The sequence below is a fragment of the Kribbella lupini genome, from assembly GCF_039529595.1.
Taxonomy (GTDB): Bacteria; Actinomycetota; Actinomycetes; order Propionibacteriales; family Kribbellaceae; genus Kribbella; species Kribbella lupini.
On record NZ_BAAANC010000004.1, the window covers coordinates 686,959 to 703,517 of the forward strand.

The 16,559-nt window shown below is 70.5% G+C and carries 16 protein-coding genes and 1 pseudogene; 8 read left to right on the forward strand and 9 right to left on the reverse strand.

Annotated features, from left to right (window positions below; all coding sequences use genetic code 11):
• Positions 1-75 precede the first annotated feature (75 nt).
• Positions 76-780, forward strand: coding sequence for a hypothetical protein (locus ABD235_RS36370; protein WP_344182589.1), 705 nt, complete (start codon positions 76-78; stop codon positions 778-780).
• On the opposite strand, the gene ABD235_RS36375 is transcribed toward ABD235_RS36370, so the two are convergent.
• Both ABD235_RS36375 and ABD235_RS36380 read right to left on the reverse strand, forming a co-directional pair.
• Complete coding sequence (locus ABD235_RS36375) at positions 772-894, reverse strand: hypothetical protein (protein WP_344182591.1); 123 nt, start codon at positions 892-894, stop codon at positions 772-774. The genes ABD235_RS36370 and ABD235_RS36375 overlap by 9 nt on opposite strands.
• Positions 895-988: 94 nt before the next feature.
• Entirely contained in the window at positions 989-2,314 is a 1,326-nt protein-coding gene (locus ABD235_RS36380) for a serine/threonine-protein kinase (protein ID WP_344182593.1), read from the reverse strand.
• Between the two features lie 107 nt (positions 2,315-2,421).
• Between ABD235_RS36380 and ABD235_RS36385 the strand changes: the two genes are divergently transcribed.
• From ABD235_RS36385 to ptsP, 5 genes and pseudogenes are all read left to right on the forward strand, one after another.
• On the forward strand, positions 2,422-2,982 hold the full coding sequence (locus ABD235_RS36385; protein ID WP_344182595.1) for an RNA polymerase sigma factor: 561 nt from the start codon (positions 2,422-2,424) through the stop codon (positions 2,980-2,982).
• 115 nt (positions 2,983-3,097) lie between these two features.
• Positions 3,098-4,102 carry a dihydroxyacetone kinase subunit DhaK gene (dhaK, locus tag ABD235_RS36390; protein ID WP_344182597.1) on the forward strand — a complete coding sequence of 335 codons (1,005 nt, stop codon included), beginning with the start codon at positions 3,098-3,100 and terminating at the stop codon, positions 4,100-4,102.
• A 2-nt stretch (positions 4,103-4,104) separates the two neighbouring features.
• Complete coding sequence (gene dhaL, locus ABD235_RS36395) at positions 4,105-4,725, forward strand: dihydroxyacetone kinase subunit DhaL (RefSeq protein ID WP_344182716.1); 621 nt, start codon at positions 4,105-4,107, stop codon at positions 4,723-4,725.
• Between the two features lie 61 nt (positions 4,726-4,786).
• A pseudogene (gene dhaM / locus ABD235_RS36400) lies at positions 4,787-5,197 on the forward strand (dihydroxyacetone kinase phosphoryl donor subunit DhaM); the annotation flags it as partial.
• Positions 5,198-5,245: 48 nt separating this feature from the next.
• Positions 5,246-7,183 carry a phosphoenolpyruvate--protein phosphotransferase gene (gene ptsP / locus ABD235_RS36405; protein WP_344182717.1) on the forward strand — a complete coding sequence of 646 codons (1,938 nt, stop codon included), beginning with the start codon at positions 5,246-5,248 and terminating at the stop codon, positions 7,181-7,183.
• Here the strand turns inward: ptsP and ABD235_RS36410 are convergent.
• Genes ABD235_RS36410 through ABD235_RS36425 form a run of 4 tightly spaced genes read right to left on the reverse strand, consistent with a single transcriptional unit; the run spans position 7,168 to position 11,373 of the window.
• On the reverse strand, positions 7,168-7,824 hold the full coding sequence (locus ABD235_RS36410) for a cupin domain-containing protein (RefSeq protein WP_344182599.1): 657 nt from the start codon (positions 7,822-7,824) through the stop codon (positions 7,168-7,170). The genes ptsP and ABD235_RS36410 overlap by 16 nt on opposite strands.
• Positions 7,821-8,372: a GNAT family N-acetyltransferase gene (locus ABD235_RS36415; RefSeq protein WP_344182601.1), complete on the reverse strand. Its 552-nt coding sequence runs from the start codon at positions 8,370-8,372 to the stop codon at positions 7,821-7,823. The genes ABD235_RS36410 and ABD235_RS36415 overlap by 4 nt, the downstream gene beginning before the upstream one ends.
• A gap of 22 nt (positions 8,373-8,394) precedes the next feature.
• Positions 8,395-9,057, reverse strand: coding sequence for a hypothetical protein (locus ABD235_RS36420; RefSeq protein WP_344182602.1), 663 nt, complete (start codon positions 9,055-9,057; stop codon positions 8,395-8,397).
• A 15-nt stretch (positions 9,058-9,072) separates the two neighbouring features.
• Positions 9,073-11,373 carry a beta-L-arabinofuranosidase domain-containing protein gene (locus tag ABD235_RS36425; RefSeq protein WP_344182604.1) on the reverse strand — a complete coding sequence of 767 codons (2,301 nt, stop codon included), beginning with the start codon at positions 11,371-11,373 and terminating at the stop codon, positions 9,073-9,075.
• A gap of 128 nt (positions 11,374-11,501) precedes the next feature.
• On the opposite strand from ABD235_RS36425, the gene ABD235_RS36430 reads away from it, so the two are divergent.
• The gene (locus tag ABD235_RS36430; protein ID WP_344182606.1) at positions 11,502-12,107 is read left to right on the forward strand and encodes an RNA polymerase sigma factor; all 606 of its coding nucleotides are present in this window, start codon (positions 11,502-11,504) and stop codon (positions 12,105-12,107) included.
• Positions 12,094-12,966, forward strand: coding sequence for a hypothetical protein (locus ABD235_RS36435; protein ID WP_344182608.1), 873 nt, complete (start codon positions 12,094-12,096; stop codon positions 12,964-12,966). The genes ABD235_RS36430 and ABD235_RS36435 overlap by 14 nt, the downstream gene beginning before the upstream one ends.
• Before the next feature lie 27 nt (positions 12,967-12,993).
• On the opposite strand, the gene ABD235_RS36440 is transcribed toward ABD235_RS36435, so the two are convergent.
• From ABD235_RS36440 to purL, 3 genes are read right to left on the reverse strand one after another with little or no spacing between them, the layout of a single operon-like run.
• On the reverse strand, positions 12,994-13,518 hold the full coding sequence (locus ABD235_RS36440; protein WP_344182610.1) for a DUF1707 SHOCT-like domain-containing protein: 525 nt from the start codon (positions 13,516-13,518) through the stop codon (positions 12,994-12,996).
• Positions 13,519-13,563: 45 nt separating this feature from the next.
• Positions 13,564-14,244: a tyrosine-protein phosphatase gene (locus ABD235_RS36445; RefSeq protein ID WP_344182612.1), complete on the reverse strand. Its 681-nt coding sequence runs from the start codon at positions 14,242-14,244 to the stop codon at positions 13,564-13,566.
• 52 nt (positions 14,245-14,296) lie between these two features.
• Positions 14,297-16,558, reverse strand: a complete 2,262-nt coding sequence (purL, locus tag ABD235_RS36450; protein WP_344182614.1) for a phosphoribosylformylglycinamidine synthase subunit PurL — start codon at positions 16,556-16,558, stop codon at positions 14,297-14,299.
• Position 16,559 lies beyond the last annotated feature (1 nt).

Below are 16,559 nucleotides of genomic sequence, written 5' to 3' on the forward strand. Positions count from 1 at the left end.
CCGCGGAGCGAACCTTTCGCCGGTTTACGGTGTCCAAGTGCCATCGGGGACGGAACCGGGAGAGGAGGCATGCCCGTGGCCGGGCGATTCGTGGGTGGCGTGCTGGTGAGTGCCGGGCTGGTCGTGGTCACGCTGGCCGGTGCGGCCAGTGGGTACGGGATCGGGCATCTCACCGAGCCCCGGGACCAGCCGACGGGGTCGGCGGCTCCGTTGCGTCCGAGTGAGGACGTCACGCCGACACCGACCGAGCCGCTGAACGTCGCGGTGAAGGATCCGACGCCGGCGCTGGACAAGGACGAGCTGAAGTACAAGGAGCGGGAGTTCGTCGCGGAGAAGACGGTCCGGTCGCGGGTGACCGTCCACGTGCCGAAGAACTGGCACATGACGCTGTCCGCCGACCCGCAGAACGAGGCCCGGTTCACCGATCCGACCGGACGGCGCTTCGTCCGGGTCCAGGCCGGGTTCACCATCGAGCGGCCACCGGCGGCGTCGATGGCCGAGCGGATCGGGCAGCTGGACGGCACGCCGTACCGGCAGGACCTGCAGATCGTGAGCCGGCGCGTCGCCGAGGACAAGCGGTCGGCGACGCTGACCTACACGTACGTCCCGGACCCGGAGAACATCCTGCGGTACGTCGTGGTGCGCTGGGTCGCGCTCGACGACTCCGGCAACTGTGCCGTCGAGATCGCCGTGTCCGGGCTGAGCCAGGACAAGGAAGCGATCCCGGCGGTCCTGGAGCGCGCGACGGACAACGTCACGCGCTCCGACTCCTCACTGTGAGGCTTCGCGCGGCCAGATGGTGCGGAAGACGATGGAGCGAAACCGGTAGAACCGGCGACGGCTCGACTGGACCAGGGCTGGCGACGGCATCAGCCGGTCGATCACATCCCGCACGGGGACTCCTCAGCGGCGCGGTGAAACGGGGGCCGCAGCAGAGTAGGCGTCCGGGCGCGCTCAGTGAAATCCCCCTGACACCAAAGTTTACGAATCAGTTGCGTTGGACGGTGCTCTGCCCGTGCAGATCGCCCATCGTGCGCGGCTCGACGTACCGCTGGTAGCTGAAGCCGGCGGCGCCTCCGACCAGCAAGGCCACCACCGCCGCGGCCATCCACCGGCCCTTCCGCCGCGGGGGCCTGGCCACCTTGGCCGCTGCCTTCGCTTCCTTGGCTTCGGCCTTGCGGGCCTTCTTGGACTTGCCTGCCGCAACGACCTCGCCGACGGAGCCGACCGAGGCCAACGGCGAGACCGCCACCGCTTGGTCTTCGAGCACCGGCGCGGTCTCAGGCGCCTTCTCCGCCTGCTCCGGCTTCAGCAGGGTCGGCGCGTTCTCGTCACTGAAGGCCGTCGGCTCAGGGTCCGCGTCGGCCACCGGCTCGGTCGGCCGGAGCTCGGTCGGCGCCTCCGACGGCGGCCGCTCGGTCGGAGCGTCCACTCCCGCTCCGGTCACCGAGATCGACTCCGTCGTCATCCCCGTGACCGACGGCGGCACGAACCCGTGCGTCGTCTCGTCCAGCGCCCCGACCAGCTCGCGCGTGAAGCTCGCGACGTCCGGCCAGCGGTTCGCCCGGTCCGGGTCCAGCGCGCGCACGATCGCCTCGTCGATCTTGTCCGGTACGTCGAACCCGAGGCTGCTCGGCGGCGCCGGCGCGTTGACCCGCCCGGCCGCGCCCAGCCCGTCGACCTGGTGCGGCGACCGGCCCGTCAGCGCGGCGTACGCGACCGCGCCCAGCGAGTACTGGTCGGCGCGCTCGTCGAGCCGCTCACCCATCGCCTGCTCCGGCGCGACGTACGACGGCGTACCGCCGGGCATCGTGATCCGTGAGACCTCGTCCAGCGACTTGCCCAGGCCGAGGTCCGACAGCACCGCCCGCTCGCCCTCGTCCGTACTGCGGAACAGCACGTTCGCGGGCTTCACGTCGCGGTGCAGCAGCCCGCGCCGGTGCAGCGCCTGCAGACCGCGCCCGACCTGGACGACGACCCCCACCGCGTCGGCCGGGGTCAGCGGCTCCTTCTTCAACCGGTCCGCGAGCGTGCCGCGATCGGCGTACGTCAGCACCAGGAACGGGCGCCCGTCCTCCAGCTCACCGACGTCGTGCACCTGGACGACGTGCTCGGACTCGACCCGGCGCAGGAAGCGCCCCTCCTCCAGGAACCGCCGCCGGACGGCGTCGTCGTGGGCCCAGTTCTCGGCCAGCACCTTGACCGCGACCTCGGCGTCCAGCTGCTCGTCGTGAGCCAGCCACACCGTCGCGAAACCGCCTGAGCCCAGGCGTCGGCGCACGACGTACCGGCCTAGTCTGGATGGGACCCCCATACAAGGCATTATGGATCACTGGGAGTTCCCTGGTCCCGGCCGTGTTGACAACCCTGTTGACAACCTCCGGGGCACCACCGTGGCGGAAACGAACAGACAAGGTGCTGATGAGCGACACCAGCGGTCCGACCGACGACCTCGGGGTCCTGGCCGAGCGAGCCCAGGCCGGCGACAAGAACGCCCTGGACGACCTGCTCCGGCTGGTCCATCCGCGGGTCCTGCGGATCTGCCGCAGCGTGCTGCCGTACTCCGCGGACGCCGAGGACGCCGCGCAGGAGGCGCTGCTCAACATCGCCACCAAGATCAACACGTACTCCGGCCGCAGCAGCTTCTCCACCTGGGTGCACTCGGTCGCGGCGAACTCGGCGCGCTCGACGTACCGCAAGCTCAAGCGGACCGCGCAGGCCGCGCACAACCCGGAGACGATGGACCGCCCGGACCCGCGCACCACGAGCGTGATCGCCGGCACCCGCCTGGACCTGCTCGAGGCCCTCGAGACGCTGGAGAAGTCCCGCCCACAGATGGTCACGCCGCTGGTCCTGCGCGACGTCTACGGCCTGTCGTACGAGGAGATCGCGGCGGAGGTCGGCGCCCCGCTCGGCACCGTCAAGTCGCGGATCCACGACGCCCGCGAGGTCGTCCGGCCGCTGCTGCGTCCCAAGGACTAGGACCGGCCGGTCCGAGGTCTGCCCGAAAGGGCGGCCCGGCCGACTTTGAACGTTCAACATTTGCGGCACCGCCGGGGACTCCCGCCACGGCGTGCTGTGTGCTCAGATGGGTCCCATGAAGAAGCTCATCAACGACCCTGCCGATGTTGTGAGTGAAGCGTTGCGCGGGATCGCTCTCGCGCATCCCGACCATGTCCGGGTCGACCACGAGAACCGGATCGTCTACCGCAAGGACGCACCCCGCAGCGGGAAGGTCGGGCTGATCTCCGGTGGTGGGTCGGGGCACGAGCCGATGCACGGCGGGTTCGTCGGGCCGGGCATGCTGGACGCGGCGTGCGCGGGTGAGGTGTTCACCTCCCCGGTGCCGGACCAGATGATGGCCGCGACCAAGGAGGTCGACGGCGGCGCCGGCGTCCTGCACATCGTGAAGAACTACACCGGCGACGTGATGAACTTCGAGATGGCCGCCGAGCTGGCCGCCGCCGAGGCCGGCACCGAGGTCCTGTCCGTGGTCACCGACGACGACGTCGCGGTCCAGGACAGCCTCTACACCGCCGGCCGCCGCGGCGTCGGCGTGACCGTGCTGCTGGAGAAGATCGTCGGCGCGGCCGCCGAGGAGGGCCGTCCGCTGCAGGAGGTCGCCGACCTGGCCAAGAAGGTCAACGCCCAGGGCCGCAGCATGGGCATGGCGCTCACCTCGTGCACGGTGCCGGCCGCGGGCAAGCCGACGTTCGAGCTGGCCGAGAACGAGATGGAGGTCGGCATCGGCATCCACGGCGAGCCCGGCCGGCAACGGTTGCCACTGGCCCCCGCCAAGGACGTCGCGGCGCTGCTGGTCGACCCGGTGCTGCAGGATCTCCCGTACCAGCAGGGCGACTCGGTGATCGCCTTCGTCAACGGGATGGGCGGGACGCCGCTGATCGAGCTGTACGTGATGTACAACGAGGTCCGTCAGCTGCTCGACGCCGCCGGGATCACCGTGGCCCGCTCGCTGGTCGGCAACTACATCACCTCGCTGGAGATGGCCGGCTGCTCGGTGACGCTGCTCAAGGTGGACGACGAGCTGGTACGGCTCTGGGACGCCCCCGTGAACACCCCCGGCCTACGCTGGGGCGCGTGAGCATGGGTGTCGACGACTTCGCGAACTGGCTACGGGACCTCGCACGGACGCTGCACGACAACGCGGCGTACCTGACCGAGCTCGACTCGGCGATCGGCGACGCCGACCACGGCAGCAACATGGACCGGGGCTTCGCAGCGGTCGTCGCGGTGCTCGACGAGACCACCTTCGACTCGGTCGACGAGTTGCTGAAGAAGGCCGGGATGACGCTGGTCAGCAAGGTCGGCGGCGCGAGCGGACCGCTGTACGGGACGTTCTTCCTGCGCTTCGGGACGGCACTGGCCGGTGCCGAGGTGTCGGCGGCGACTGTCGGTGAGGCGTTGAAGGCCGGGGTCGGCGGAATTCTTGCCCGCGGCAAGGCCGAGGCCGGCGACAAGACCATGTACGACGCGTGGGCGCCGGCGCTGTCGGCGTACGACGAGGCCGTTGCCGGAGGCGCGGACCTGCGCGGCGCGCTGGTCGCCGCCACGGAGGCCGCGGCGAAGGGGCGGGACGCAACGGTGCCGCTGGTTGCCCGGAAGGGTCGCGCGAGCTACCTCGGTGAGCGCAGCGCGGGCCATCAGGACCCGGGCGCGACCAGCACCACGCTGCTGCTGGAGTCGGCCGCCCGTACGCTCGGATGAACTCCTCTCGGCGCTCGTCGTCGTGGGGCGTGGGCTCTGGCTCTGATGGGGTGAGGGTGGCTTGATCGGCATCGTTGTCGTGTCGCACAGCCGCGCGCTGGCCGACGCGGCTGTTGGCTTGGCGTCGGAGATGGTTGCTGCTGACAACCGTCCGGTGATCGCGGTGGCGGCCGGGTTGGACGAGACCACCTTCGGCACGGACGCGGCGGCGGTCGCGGAGGCGATCGGTGCGGCGGACGGGCCGGACGGGGTACTGGTGCTGCTTGATCTGGGGAGTGCGGTCTTGAGCGCCGAGATGGCGCTGGAGTTCGTGGATCCGGAGACGGCGCAGAGGGTGAAGCTGTCGAGCGCCCCGCTGGTGGAGGGCTTGGTCGCCGCCGTCGTCACGGCATCGACCGGAGCAACGTTGGACGCAGTCCTCGCGGAGGCCGCGCAAGGTCTGGCGGGCAAGCAGGACCACTTGGGCGACGCGGCCGCCGCGGCCCCGCCCAGGGAGGTCGCGCACGCCGACCAGCACAGCATGGAAGTTGTACTTCGCATCGAGCACGGCCTGCACGCGCGACCGGCGGCGAAGCTGGTCGGCGTGGTCGGCCGGTTCGATGCCTACGTCTCGGTCCGCAACCTGATGAGCGAACGAGGTCCGGTCGACGCGCGCAGCCTGAGTCGCGTCGCCACCCTTGACGCACAAAAGGGCCACATCCTGGAGTTCATCGCCAGCGGCGAGCATGCCCTCGATGCCCTGCGGGCGATCCGGGAGCTTGCGGACCGGAACTTCGACGAGGCACCCGCCACCGGGCAGTCCGAGGCCGCACCGCCGGACAGCCCGGACCCTGCAGTCACCCGGATGAGCGGATCTGGGTTGGACGTGGCGCTGGGACCCGCGGTAGTTGTTGCCGACGGCGTGGATCTGAGCGGCTACCGGCCTGGCGACATGAAGACGGAGTGGGCCCGAGCGGAGCAGGTCGTCCACACGGCCGGCGTGCAGCTGGCGGAGCTGCAGGCTGCGACCAGCGCGCGGATCGGTGCCGACGAGGCGGCCATTTTCGAGGCCCAGGCCGGTCTGCTGCGCGACCACGAGCTGATCAGCCCGGTGTTCCAGGAAGTCGGCGAGGGCATCGACGCGCCGACAGCGTGGAAGCACACGTTCGACGCGTTGGCGTCGACCTTCGACCGGCTGGAGGACGTCTACCAGCGGGAGCGGGCCCAAGACGTCCGCAGCGTGCGGGACCGGGTACTGCGCGCGCTGACCGGTTCGCCCGAACCCGCGGAGCCTTCGCCGGGAAGCGTTCTGGTCGTGCCCGAGCTGGATGCCGCTACGGCGGCCGTGGTCGACGCGTCCGTCGCGGGGATCGCCGTACGGGCCGCGGGGACGACCGGGCACGGGGTGATCGTCGCGCGGTCGCGCGGGATCCCTTTGATCACAGGGATCGGGGACGTTGCGGTCACCGACGGTGCGACCGTGGGGTTCGACGCGCGGACCGGGTCGTTCGTGGTCGAGCCGGATCGGCAAGCGTTCGAGGTGACCATCCGCGAGCGCCAGGGCGAGCGTGATGCGGCTTTGCGCGCGGTCGACGAGCCGGCGACGACTGTCGACGGGCGGACGATCCCGGTGATGGTGAATGTGGGATCCGTGCAGGACGCGCGCGACGCACGCGGTGCCGACGGGTCGGGGCTGGTCCGGACCGAGGTGTTGTTCGGCGACCGGATGACCGCGCCGAGCGTGGCCGAGCAGGCGGCGGCGTACCGGGAGATCGCTGCCGCGCTGGGCGGGAAGCCGATCACGATCCGGACCTGGGACGTCGGCGGCGACAAGCCGCTGCGCTTCCTGCCGCAGGACGTCGAGGCGAACCCGTTCCTCGGGGACCGTGGGATTCGCACGTTCCGGCGGCGGCCCGAGCTGCTCGCGACGCAGCTCGAGGCGATTCGTGAGGTCGCGGGCGAGACGCCGGTGCAGGTGATGTTTCCGATGGTGACCACGGCCGAGGAGGTCGCCTGGGCGCTGCAGCAGCTCGGCCCGCGACCCGAGGGACTCAAGGTCGGCATCATGGTCGAGGTCCCGGCCGCCGCGCTGCGGATCGAGACGCTGGCTGTCGGGCTCGACTTCGTGAGCATCGGTACCAACGACCTGACGCAGTACACGACAGCGGCGGATCGTACGAACACGGCGGTCGCGCCGCTGGCCGACGGCCTCGATCCCGCCGTACTGCGGCTGATCGACCGGGTGGTTCGTCAGGTGCCGCTGGGCGTTCACGTCGCCGTGTGCGGGGACCTGGCCAGCGATCCGCTCGCTGCGACGCTCCTGGTCGGCCTCGGCGTACAGGAGCTCAGTGCGGTCGGGCCGCAGGTCCCACTGGTGAAGGCGAAGCTGCGTCAGATCAGCGCGGTCGACGCAGCGATGGCTGCAGCGACCGCACTGACCCTGGACAGCGCAGCGGCCGTGCGTCAGCGGCTGAAGTAGCGCAGCTCGACCAGGTTGTAGCCGGAGGTCCTGCTGGGCTTGGCCGGGAGCGTGTACGACTCCCCCGGCTCCAGGTAGACCAGACCGGCCAGCGGCTCGGTCTCCAGGTCCAGGTCGACCACCAGGGCCGGATACGCGCCGGTCTGCCAGGTGTAGGACTCCCCGGCGTCCGGCGTGACGTGCTGGACCCGTACGTCGTCCTCGTCCACCACGACCTTCGCCGGGACCTCACCGACCTCGGCGAAGCTGCTGCCGGTGGCAACACCCTGCGGTACGTCGTACGGCAGGCCGGAGGCCTCCTCGCCCAGGTCCAGCACCTCGATCAGCCGGTTCCGGTACGCCGCGTCGCCGTGGTTGGTGAGCATGTGCACCGGCGACACCGGCCGGTAGACCGAACCGCCGACCGTCTCGCTCAGCTGCCGGGCCGGGCTGCCGTCGAGCCAGTCCATGTGGCAGGGCGACGTGGACAGGCACAGCACGACGTACGGGTTGTGGTGCAGGTGCCAGCCCTGCGCCTCGCCCGGGTCGAGCGCGACCTCCCAGACCCGGACCCGGGGGTTCTCCAGCAGCACCCGGGTGCCGATCTCGCCGAGCACGACCTCGGTGCCGTCGGGGGCTGTCACGGTGGTTCCAGCGGTCATTGGTGGATCTCCGATCGGTCGACGGATCGTTCCATCGCGACGCCGCCCAGGACGACGCCGTCAGGCATGGTCAGCTCCTCCGCACCGAGCTCGGTGAAGCCGAAGGACTTGTACAGCGGTACGCCGGGCAGGGTCGCCATCAGCGCGAGCTTCGTGAACCCCTCCGCCTTCGCGGCGTCCAGGCAGGCGGTCAGGATCGCCCGCCCGAGCCCGCGGCGGGTCCAGTCGCCGCGGACGAACATCGCCCGGATCCGCGCCGGTTCGGTCGCCGGATCGAGCAGCCGCGCGTCCGCACCGGCGCCGGTCCCGTTGTAGAGCTTGTTCCGTCGGCTCCACCCGCCGCACGCGACGATCTCCCCCGCGGCTTCGTGGACGTAGTACGTCCCGTCCTCGATCAGCGCCAGGTCCAGCGCGGCGATGTGCACCGCCGCACTCGCCGTCTGCCGCTCGTCGTAGTACGCCGGGAACAGCTCGACGGTGGAAGCCCGCATCAACTCCGCGATCGCAGCAGCATCCGCCGGCACCGCCGGCCGCAGTACAGGAGTCACGAGGGCCACGGTATTTCATCGCTCACGGCGACCCGAAGTGAGCCCGAACGGCCCTGAACAGGAGGGTGCCACCGACGAGCAGGACGCTGAAGGCGTGGGCCCCCTTGTCGGGGTGATCGCTGACGATCAGGAGGACCAGCAGCCCGACCAGCACACAGCAGCCGGCGACGCCCTGCACGACGGCCTCCATCCACCACCGGAACGTTCCAGCGGGAACCGGCGTGCGTCCGCCCTGCTCGAGCGACTGCTGTGTCCGCCTCAACGTTCTCTGGCGCTGCTTCTCGCGGGCGGCGGCCCAACGCCTGGCCCGGCGCCGTGCTCTGGCGAGCCTCCGCGCCTTCTCCCGCCGGTGTGCTTCCTGATCCGCCTCCCTCAACTCCCGGATTCGGCGCTGCTTGGCCTCCTCCTGTTCCCGGATCCGGCGCTGCTCGGCCGCGTCGAGGTGACCGGTCGGGTCGACCGGGCCGCCGACGAGCAGTTGGGTGCTCCACTGCGCCCGCGCGCGCCCGGCCTCGCTCAGCTCGTACGGGTCCCGGCCACGGAGCAGTCCCTCGCCGACCAGGCTGTCGAGCACGACGCCGAGGTCCTCCGCGGGGACGCCCATCCGCCGCGCCAGGTCGGAGCAGCTCCGCGGACCACCGGCGAGCAGTCGCACGATGTGCGCCGTCAGGACGTCGTCCGGCATGCCATCCCCCAGAGCTCAGCTGAATGCTAGGGACAGGATGCCTGCTGAGAAGGTCGGCTGGAGGGTGGCTTCGATGCGCACGACCTGCGCGTGGACGGGTGGGAAGGTCGCGGTGTTGAGGCGGTCGGGGGCGGTCTCGTACGTCGTCTCGATCGGGCGCCAGGTGTCGCCGTCGAGCCAGAGGGCTCGCCAGGACGCGGGGACGCGGCAGTGACCGGTGGCGGTGTCGTCGTACCAGTAGACGGCGACCTGAGACAGGTCGCGCGGGGTGCGCAGGTCGTACTGGATCCACTCGGTCGTGCCGCAGCGGTCCCACCAGGTGAAGCGCGGGATGGTGTCGTCGGACGAAGACGTCGGGAGGCGGCCGTCGTGGGGTGCCTCCAGGGAGTCGCCGTGGTTGACGTGGGACGCGGTGATCCGGGTGCGGTGGATCCATTCCTTGCCCTGGGCATCGACTTGTGGGAACGACGTGATCCGTAGGCGCGCGGCCCCCATCGGGATGAGCGCGATCTGCTCGACCGGCTCCGCGGTCGCGGCGGGACTCGGCTGCAGGAGGCCGACGACGTCCTCGGTGTCGGTCTCCCACTGCGGGATCCGCTGCCCGGTTGTCGTGAGCGCGACCGGTACGCCGTCCTGCGTGAACGGATCTTGACCGGGCTCCCGCCGTACGAGCTCGAACGTCGCGTCGACCGGCAGGCCGTAGTTCCACGGCGACTCGGGGTAGACCGCGAGCTCCGGCCACTCGTCAGTGCCGCCGATCCGCTCGTACCGTTCGGCGATCGCGAGCGAGTACGTCAGCGGGCCGCGATCGACCGAGATCGAGTTGTGGTTGCTCGACCACACCCGGGTGCTGGTCCGCATCGGCAACCTCACCGTCACCTGGTCGCCGTCGTTCCACGTCCGATCGAGCTTGACCCAGTTGCCCTCAGCCCGCTCTCCGTTGACTTCAGCCCCTTCAGCCCAACCGGGAATCCTTACGTACAAGGGAAAGGCAACGGGAGCAGCGGTCTGCACTGTCAACGTCACGGTCTCGTCGAACGGATACTCGGTGTCCTGGACAACGGTCACCACCGTCCCGTCACCCACCTTCGCCGTCACCTTGCCGGCGGCAAACATCGACGCCGCCAGCCCGTGGTCCGTCGTCGCCAGCCAGAGCTCCTGCGCGTAGTACGGCCAGGCCATTCCGTAGTTGTGCGGGCAGCACCGGTACTGACGTACGCCGTACTTGAACGCCTGCATCGCGAAGGGATTCTCGAACTGCCCGTGCTTGACCCGGTCGTCGAGCTGGACGCTGTTCGCGCAGGTGATGTAGTGCATGACCTGCTGCAGCGGGTCGTACGACGCCGGCAGCGAGTTGAACGCGAGCTCCTCGCACCGATCGGTCCAGACCGTGTCCCCGGTGAAGCGAGTCAGCATCTCGAAGCTGTGCATCAGCTCCGCGATCCCGCACGTCTCGAACCCCTGCCGTGGATCGCCGAACCCGGGCCGCGAGTTCTCGTCCCCGGCGAACCCGCCGCCGGGGAACTGCCCGTACCGCTCCATGATCGTCGCGTAGTTCTGGTACGTCGCCGCGGCGTACTCCCGATCCGTTGCCAGCAGCCCGTACTGCAGCGGCTCGCGGAACCCCTGCGCGAGGTTGACGTTGTGCCAGTTCGGGATGCCACTGACGTAGTCGGCCGACCCGGCGTGCATCTTGTGCACCAGGTCGAGCAGCCAGGCGTCGCCGGTCCGGTTGTAGAGCCAGTACGCGCTGTCGATGTTGTCGCCCCACCGGAACGCGCCCCACGAGCGGTTGAACACCTCGGCCGGCTGCTTGTTCTGGAACGCGAGGTACCGGCTCATGAACGGGATCACCCGCTCGTCGCCGGTGAACTCGAACCACGACCGCAGTGCTCCCAGCAGCGGCATCCCCGGCCAGAAGTCCGGACCGCCCTCGAGCGAGGTCCGCAACCGCTCCGGGCCGAACCACCCGTCGGCCGCCTGGGTGCCGAGGATCCCGTTGATCCAGCGCTCGGTCCGGGTCAGGACGCCGGTGTCACCGGTGACGTAGCCCAGGTCGCCGAAGCCCCGCAACCAGTACGGCAGCTCCTCCCACGCGTCTTTCGCGGGGTCGACCCAGCCGTTGGTCTCGTAGACCAGGAAGTCGGAGATCTCGTCGTACCGGCCGCACAGGCCCTTGACCTGGAGGTCGAGCTGCTGCGCCAGCCAACCACGCGGCTCGATCGCGCCCGGCGGGAGCTTCTGGAACGGCACCGGCCGCAGCGGCTCCCGGTTCGGCACGTAGTGGCCGCCGCGGGTGGCAGGGGGAAGAGGCATGGGCGAGCCTTTCGGGTCGGGGTCGCCTCAGTCCTACCCCGGGTGATGACCGGCTGACACTTTCCCGAGCGCCCGCTGACACTTCACCGCGGTGAAATGGGCCGAAGGGTGCCGGACAGGTACGGGGTATGACGCAGACACCGATCAGGCCCCGCCCCGGGCCAGTGAGCGAGGCAGCCGTGCACGACCCGCCGGGGGACAGCGGGCGCCGGGAGCGCTTCGAGGAGGTGTTCGGCACCCATCGGGAGGCGGTGCTCGGCTACCTGCAGCGCCGTACCGGCTCCAGCCACGACGCCGCGGACCTGCTGGCCGACACGTTCGTGGTGGCCTGGCGCCGCCTCGACGAGGTGCCCGGCGGGGACCAGACCAAGCCCTGGCTGTACGGCGTCGCCCGGCGGGTGCTCGCCAACCACCGGCGCGGTGAGGGCCGGCGCAACGCGCTGGCCGACCGGCTGCGCGACGAACTGGTCGACACGGCCACCCCCGGCCCGGAGCCCGTCGACGGCGACTCGGCCGCGGCGCGGGCGTTCCGCGCCCTGCCCGAGCCTGATCGCGAGCTGCTCACGCTGGTCGCCTGGGAGGACCTGGACACCGCCCAGATCGCGACCGTGCTCGGCTGCTCGCGCAACGCCGTCCGAATTCGCCTGCACCGGGCCCGCAAACGTTTTGCCAAGCTGCTCACCACCAGCGCACCGGCCACGGTGAGAGGAGAGGTTTCCCATGAAGACATCTGACACCGACGCGGCCGTCCGCGCGCTCAAGCCCAGCACCACCACCGCCGTCGGGGACGACACGTGGGCCCACCTCGCCGACGACATCGTCACCACCTCCGAGGCGCCACACGCCTCGCCCACGGCGGCAGCCGGGGCGGAGCCGGTCGGCTCGGGCGGAACCCCGCGCACCCGCTTCCGTCCGGCCCGGCCTCGCCTCGCTCTGGCCGGTGCCTTCAGCTTGCTGATCGTCGGTGTCGTCGCGGCGACCGTCGTACGGAGTCCCGGGCAGGACCAGCCGCGGGCGCTGTCCTTCACCGACACCGGGAGCTCGGTGATCGTCCGGGTGGTCGACCCGAGCGCCGACCCGAAGCGCTACAACGCCGAGTTCAAGTCGATGGGCCTGAAGGTGAAGGTCAACGCGGTCCCGGTGAGTCCGCCCAGCGTCGGCAAGTTCGTCGGCTACTCGTTCCCGAACGAGCAGTCGAAGCTCCGGCTGCTCGAACCGGGCGAGAAGTGTTCAGGCACGCTGAACGCCTCCGACCCGGGCTGCCAGGAAGGCGTCGAGGTGCCGAAGAACTTCGTCGGCTGGGCCGAGATCGACTTCGGCCGGGCCGCGAAGAAAGGTGAGCTGTACCACCACTTCAGCAGCAACATCGACGACCCCGGTGAGATCCTGGCCGGCGTGAAGTTCCGCGGCCTGACGATCGCCCAGGTCAAGCCGGTCCTCGCCGCCCACGGCCTCACCATCGAGAGCTACCACGCCGCGGGCACGCGTCCCGAGACCGGCCCGATCGGCACCCCGCCGGACAGCTGGTACGTGCACGACGCCACGTCGTACATCGCCGGCGAGGTCCAGCTGGACGTCGCCGAAACCAAGTAGGGCACTCGCCGCCGCTCGACCCACCGGTCAGCGGCGGCGAGCCTGACGTTTCGGCGCCGAGGCCCAGCGCCAGGTCACCAGCACCCAGGCGATCGCCGGCAGCCCGAAGATCGCCGCCGCGATCTCCTTCCCGAACACCAGGAACACCAAGCCGGCCAGGAAGAACGGCAACGCCAGCCACACCGCCCCGACGAACGCCGCCCACCGCCACCGCCCCGGCTTCTTGGCCGGCGGCGAGTAGAACGACGGCGCCGGCAGACCGCCGAAGACCACCAGCAGGTCCCCGTGCGTCACCGCCTCCTGCGCCAGGTCCACGCGCCGATGCAGCTCGTCCTCGTCCAACCGGCCCACCGCGAACTGCTCCGCCAGCTCGTCGAAACAAACCCGGCGCTCCTCGTCGGTCAACCGCACCGAAGCCATCCGCCGCCGAGCCGCCACCACCCGAGCCTCCTGGCCCGCGGCAGCCGCCATCCCCGCCAGGTTCCCCAGCTGCCCACCAGCCGCCTTCCCCAAGGGCAGATCAGGCCGCCGCTCCCACTCGTTGTCAGCCATCCCACACTCCCCACTAGCGTCGTACCGAGTGTGCCAGACCCCTGGTCACGCGAACGTGGTCGCGACCAGCCGTTCCCGTACGCGCGCGAGCTGCTCGAAGCTGAGGCCGCTGGAGGTCAGGTAGCGGGGGATGTCGACGGAGCCGAGGAAGGCGATCAGTTCGGCGCAGGCTTGGGCGCAGTGCTGGTCGAGGGTCTGGCCGGGGAGAGGACGGTCGTCCGGGTTGCTGCGCAGCGCCAGTTCGTAGTCGTCGAGGATGTCGGCGACCGGCGTACCGGCCAGGGACAGGAGCATCGAGACGATCATGCCGGTGCGGTCGCAGCCGGCTCGGCAGTGGATCAGGACGCCGCCTGGTGGGGCGTCGGCCAGGCGGGCGAAGACTGCCGTGACCAGGCCCGGCCAGCGGTGCAGTACGGCGTTGTAGTACGCCGGGCTGTTGAGTCGTTCGCCCCACTCGGCCATGAAGGCCTGGTCGGACTGGTCCTCGACGGGCTGGTGGTGGATCGTCACGCCGTCGACGACCTGGACGCCGGCGCGTTCATCGGCGTTGCGCAGGTCGATGACGGTGGTGACCCCGGCCGCGAGCAGCGCCTCGCGGCCGGTGTCGGTCAGGGCGTCGGGGTGGGCCGAGCGGTAGACGCGGCCGTACTGGATCGGACCGCCGGTGGCCGGGAGGCCGCCCAGGTCTCGCGCGTTGAGAGCGCCGTCCCACTCGAGTTCACGCATGCGGCGGAGGCTACCGGTGGGGCCGGACCACGATCGGCCCGGCCCCGACCGGTCAGCCCAGAGCGGCCGGAAGCGTTGCCGACCAGGTGGCGTGCAGGTCGGTCAGCGGGATCTCGAACTGGTCCTGGACGTCCAAGGTGTCGCCGGTGACGACGCCGATCTTGGCGTGCGGGAAGCGGCGCGCGGTGCACATGTCGGTGAACCGGACCTCCTCCGTGCGGGGAACGGCGACGACCGCGCGGCCCGCCGACTCGGCGAACAGGAACAAGAACGGGTCGAGACCGTCCGGTGCCCAGACCCGCGCGCCGGTGCCACCGCGGATGGCGGACTCGACCAGCGTCTGCGCCACACCGCCGTCGCTGACGTCGTGGGCGGCGTCGATCAGGCCGTCGCGCGACGCGTTGATCAGGATGTCGGCCAGCTGCTGCTCGACGCCCAGGTCGACGGCCGGCGGGCGGCCGCCGAGGTGACCGTGGACGACGTGCGCCCACTCGGAGCCGGACAGCTCCTCCTCGGTCTCGCCGAGCAGGTAGAGCTGGTGGCCCTCCATCTCGGCGGTGAAGCCGATCGGCGTACGCCGGGTGACGTCGTCGATGACCCCGAGGACGCCGACCACCGGCGTCGGCAGGATCGGGGTCTCACCGGTCTGGTTGTAGAACGACACGTTGCCGCCGGTGACCGGGATGCCCAGCTCGATGCAGCCGTCGACCAGGCCGCGGATGGCCTCGGAGAACTGCCACATCACCGCCGGGTCCTCGGGCGAGCCGAAGTTCAGGCAGTCGGTGACCGCGGCCGGGCGGGCGCCGGTGGTGGCGACGTTCCGGTAGGACTCGGCCAGCGCCAGCTTCGCGCCGGTGTACGGGTCGAGCTTGGCGAAGCGGCCGTTGCAGTCGGTGGAGACCGCGACACCCAGCCCGCTGGTCTCGTCGACCCGGACCATGCCGCTGTCCTCCGGCTGCGCGAGCACCGAGTTGCCGAGCACGTACCGGTCGTACTGGTCGGTGACCCACGACTTGTCGCACAGGTTCGGCGAGGCGATCAGCTTGAGCAGGGTGTCCCGCAGCTCCTCACCAGTGGTTGCCCGCGGCAACTTCTCGGCGCCGTCGGCCTGCAGCTCGTCCTGCCAGGACGGCCGCGCGTACGGGCGCTCGTAGACCGGGCCGTCGTGCGCGACGGTGCGCGGCGGTACGTCGACCACGCGCTCGCCGTGCCAGTCGATCTGCAGCAGCCCGGTGTCGGTGACCTCACCGATCACGTCGGCCTGGACGTCCCACTTCTCGCAGATCTTCAGGAACTGCTCGACGTTGTCCGGCGTGACCACCGCCATCATCCGCTCCTGCGACTCGCTCATCAGGATCTCCTCCGGAGCGAGCGAGGCGTCGCGCAGCGGGACCTTGTCGAGCGAGACGTGCATGCCGCCGTCGCCGGCACTGGCCAGCTCCGAGGTCGCGCAGGACAGCCCCGCGCCGCCGAGGTCCTGGATGCCCTCGACGATCCGGGCCGCGAACAGCTCGAGCGTGCACTCGATCAGCAGCTTCTCCATGAACGGGTCGCCGACCTGGACCGCGGGACGCTTGGTCGGGCCGCCGTCGGCGAAGGTCTCCGACGCGAGCACCGAGACGCCGCCGATCCCGTCGCCGCCGGTCTTGGCGCCGTACAGGATGATCTGGTTGCCGACCCCGGTCGCGTTGGCCAGGTGCAGGTCCTCGTGCTTCATCACGCCGACGCAGAGCGCGTTGACCAGCGGGTTGCCGAGGTACGTCGAGTCGAAGACGACCTCGCCGCCGATGTTCGGCAGGCCCAGGCTGTTGCCGTAGCCGCCGACGCCGGAGACGATCCCGGGCAGCACACGCTTGGTGTCCGGCGCGTCCAGCGGGCCGAACCGCAGCGGGTCCATCACCGCGACCGGGCGGGCGCCCATCGCCAGGATGTCGCGGACGATGCCGCCGACCCCGGTCGCCGCGCCCTGGTACGGCTCGACGTACGACGGGTGGTTGTGCGACTCGACCTTGAAGGTGACCGCGTAGCCCTCACCGATGTCGATCACGCCGGCGTTCTCGCCGATCCCGGCCAGCATCTTGCCCGCCGGGGTCTCCTGCGGGATGTCGCCGAACTTCTTCAGGTGCACCTTGGAGGACTTGTACGAGCAGTGCTCGCTCCACATCACCGAGTACATCGCCAGCTCGCAACTGGTGGGGCGCCGGCCGAGGATGTCCCGGATCCGCTGGTACTCGTCCGGCTTGAGGCCGAGCTCCGCCCACGGCTGCTCGACGTCCGGCGTACTGGTCGCGTTGCTCACGGTGTCGGTGGACACG

Coding starts and splice junctions, on each gene's coding strand:
- ABD235_RS36380 (WP_344182593.1), bottom strand. CDS start 2,314: ATGGGGGTCCCATCCAGACTAGGCCGGTACGTCGTGCGCCGACGCCTG.
- ABD235_RS36385 (WP_344182595.1), top strand. CDS start 2,422: ATGAGCGACACCAGCGGTCCGACCGACGACCTCGGGGTCCTGGCCGAG.
- dhaK (WP_344182597.1), top strand. CDS start 3,098: ATGAAGAAGCTCATCAACGACCCTGCCGATGTTGTGAGTGAAGCGTTG.
- dhaL (WP_344182716.1), top strand. CDS start 4,105: ATGGGTGTCGACGACTTCGCGAACTGGCTACGGGACCTCGCACGGACG.
- ptsP (WP_344182717.1), top strand. CDS start 5,246: ATGGAAGTTGTACTTCGCATCGAGCACGGCCTGCACGCGCGACCGGCG.
- ABD235_RS36410 (WP_344182599.1), bottom strand. CDS start 7,824: ATGACCGCTGGAACCACCGTGACAGCCCCCGACGGCACCGAGGTCGTG.
- ABD235_RS36420 (WP_344182602.1), bottom strand. CDS start 9,057: ATGCCGGACGACGTCCTGACGGCGCACATCGTGCGACTGCTCGCCGGT.
- ABD235_RS36425 (WP_344182604.1), bottom strand. CDS start 11,373: ATGCCTCTTCCCCCTGCCACCCGCGGCGGCCACTACGTGCCGAACCGG.
- ABD235_RS36430 (WP_344182606.1), top strand. CDS start 11,502: ATGACGCAGACACCGATCAGGCCCCGCCCCGGGCCAGTGAGCGAGGCA.
- ABD235_RS36435 (WP_344182608.1), top strand. CDS start 12,094: ATGAAGACATCTGACACCGACGCGGCCGTCCGCGCGCTCAAGCCCAGC.
- ABD235_RS36440 (WP_344182610.1), bottom strand. CDS start 13,518: ATGGCTGACAACGAGTGGGAGCGGCGGCCTGATCTGCCCTTGGGGAAG.
- ABD235_RS36445 (WP_344182612.1), bottom strand. CDS start 14,244: ATGCGTGAACTCGAGTGGGACGGCGCTCTCAACGCGCGAGACCTGGGC.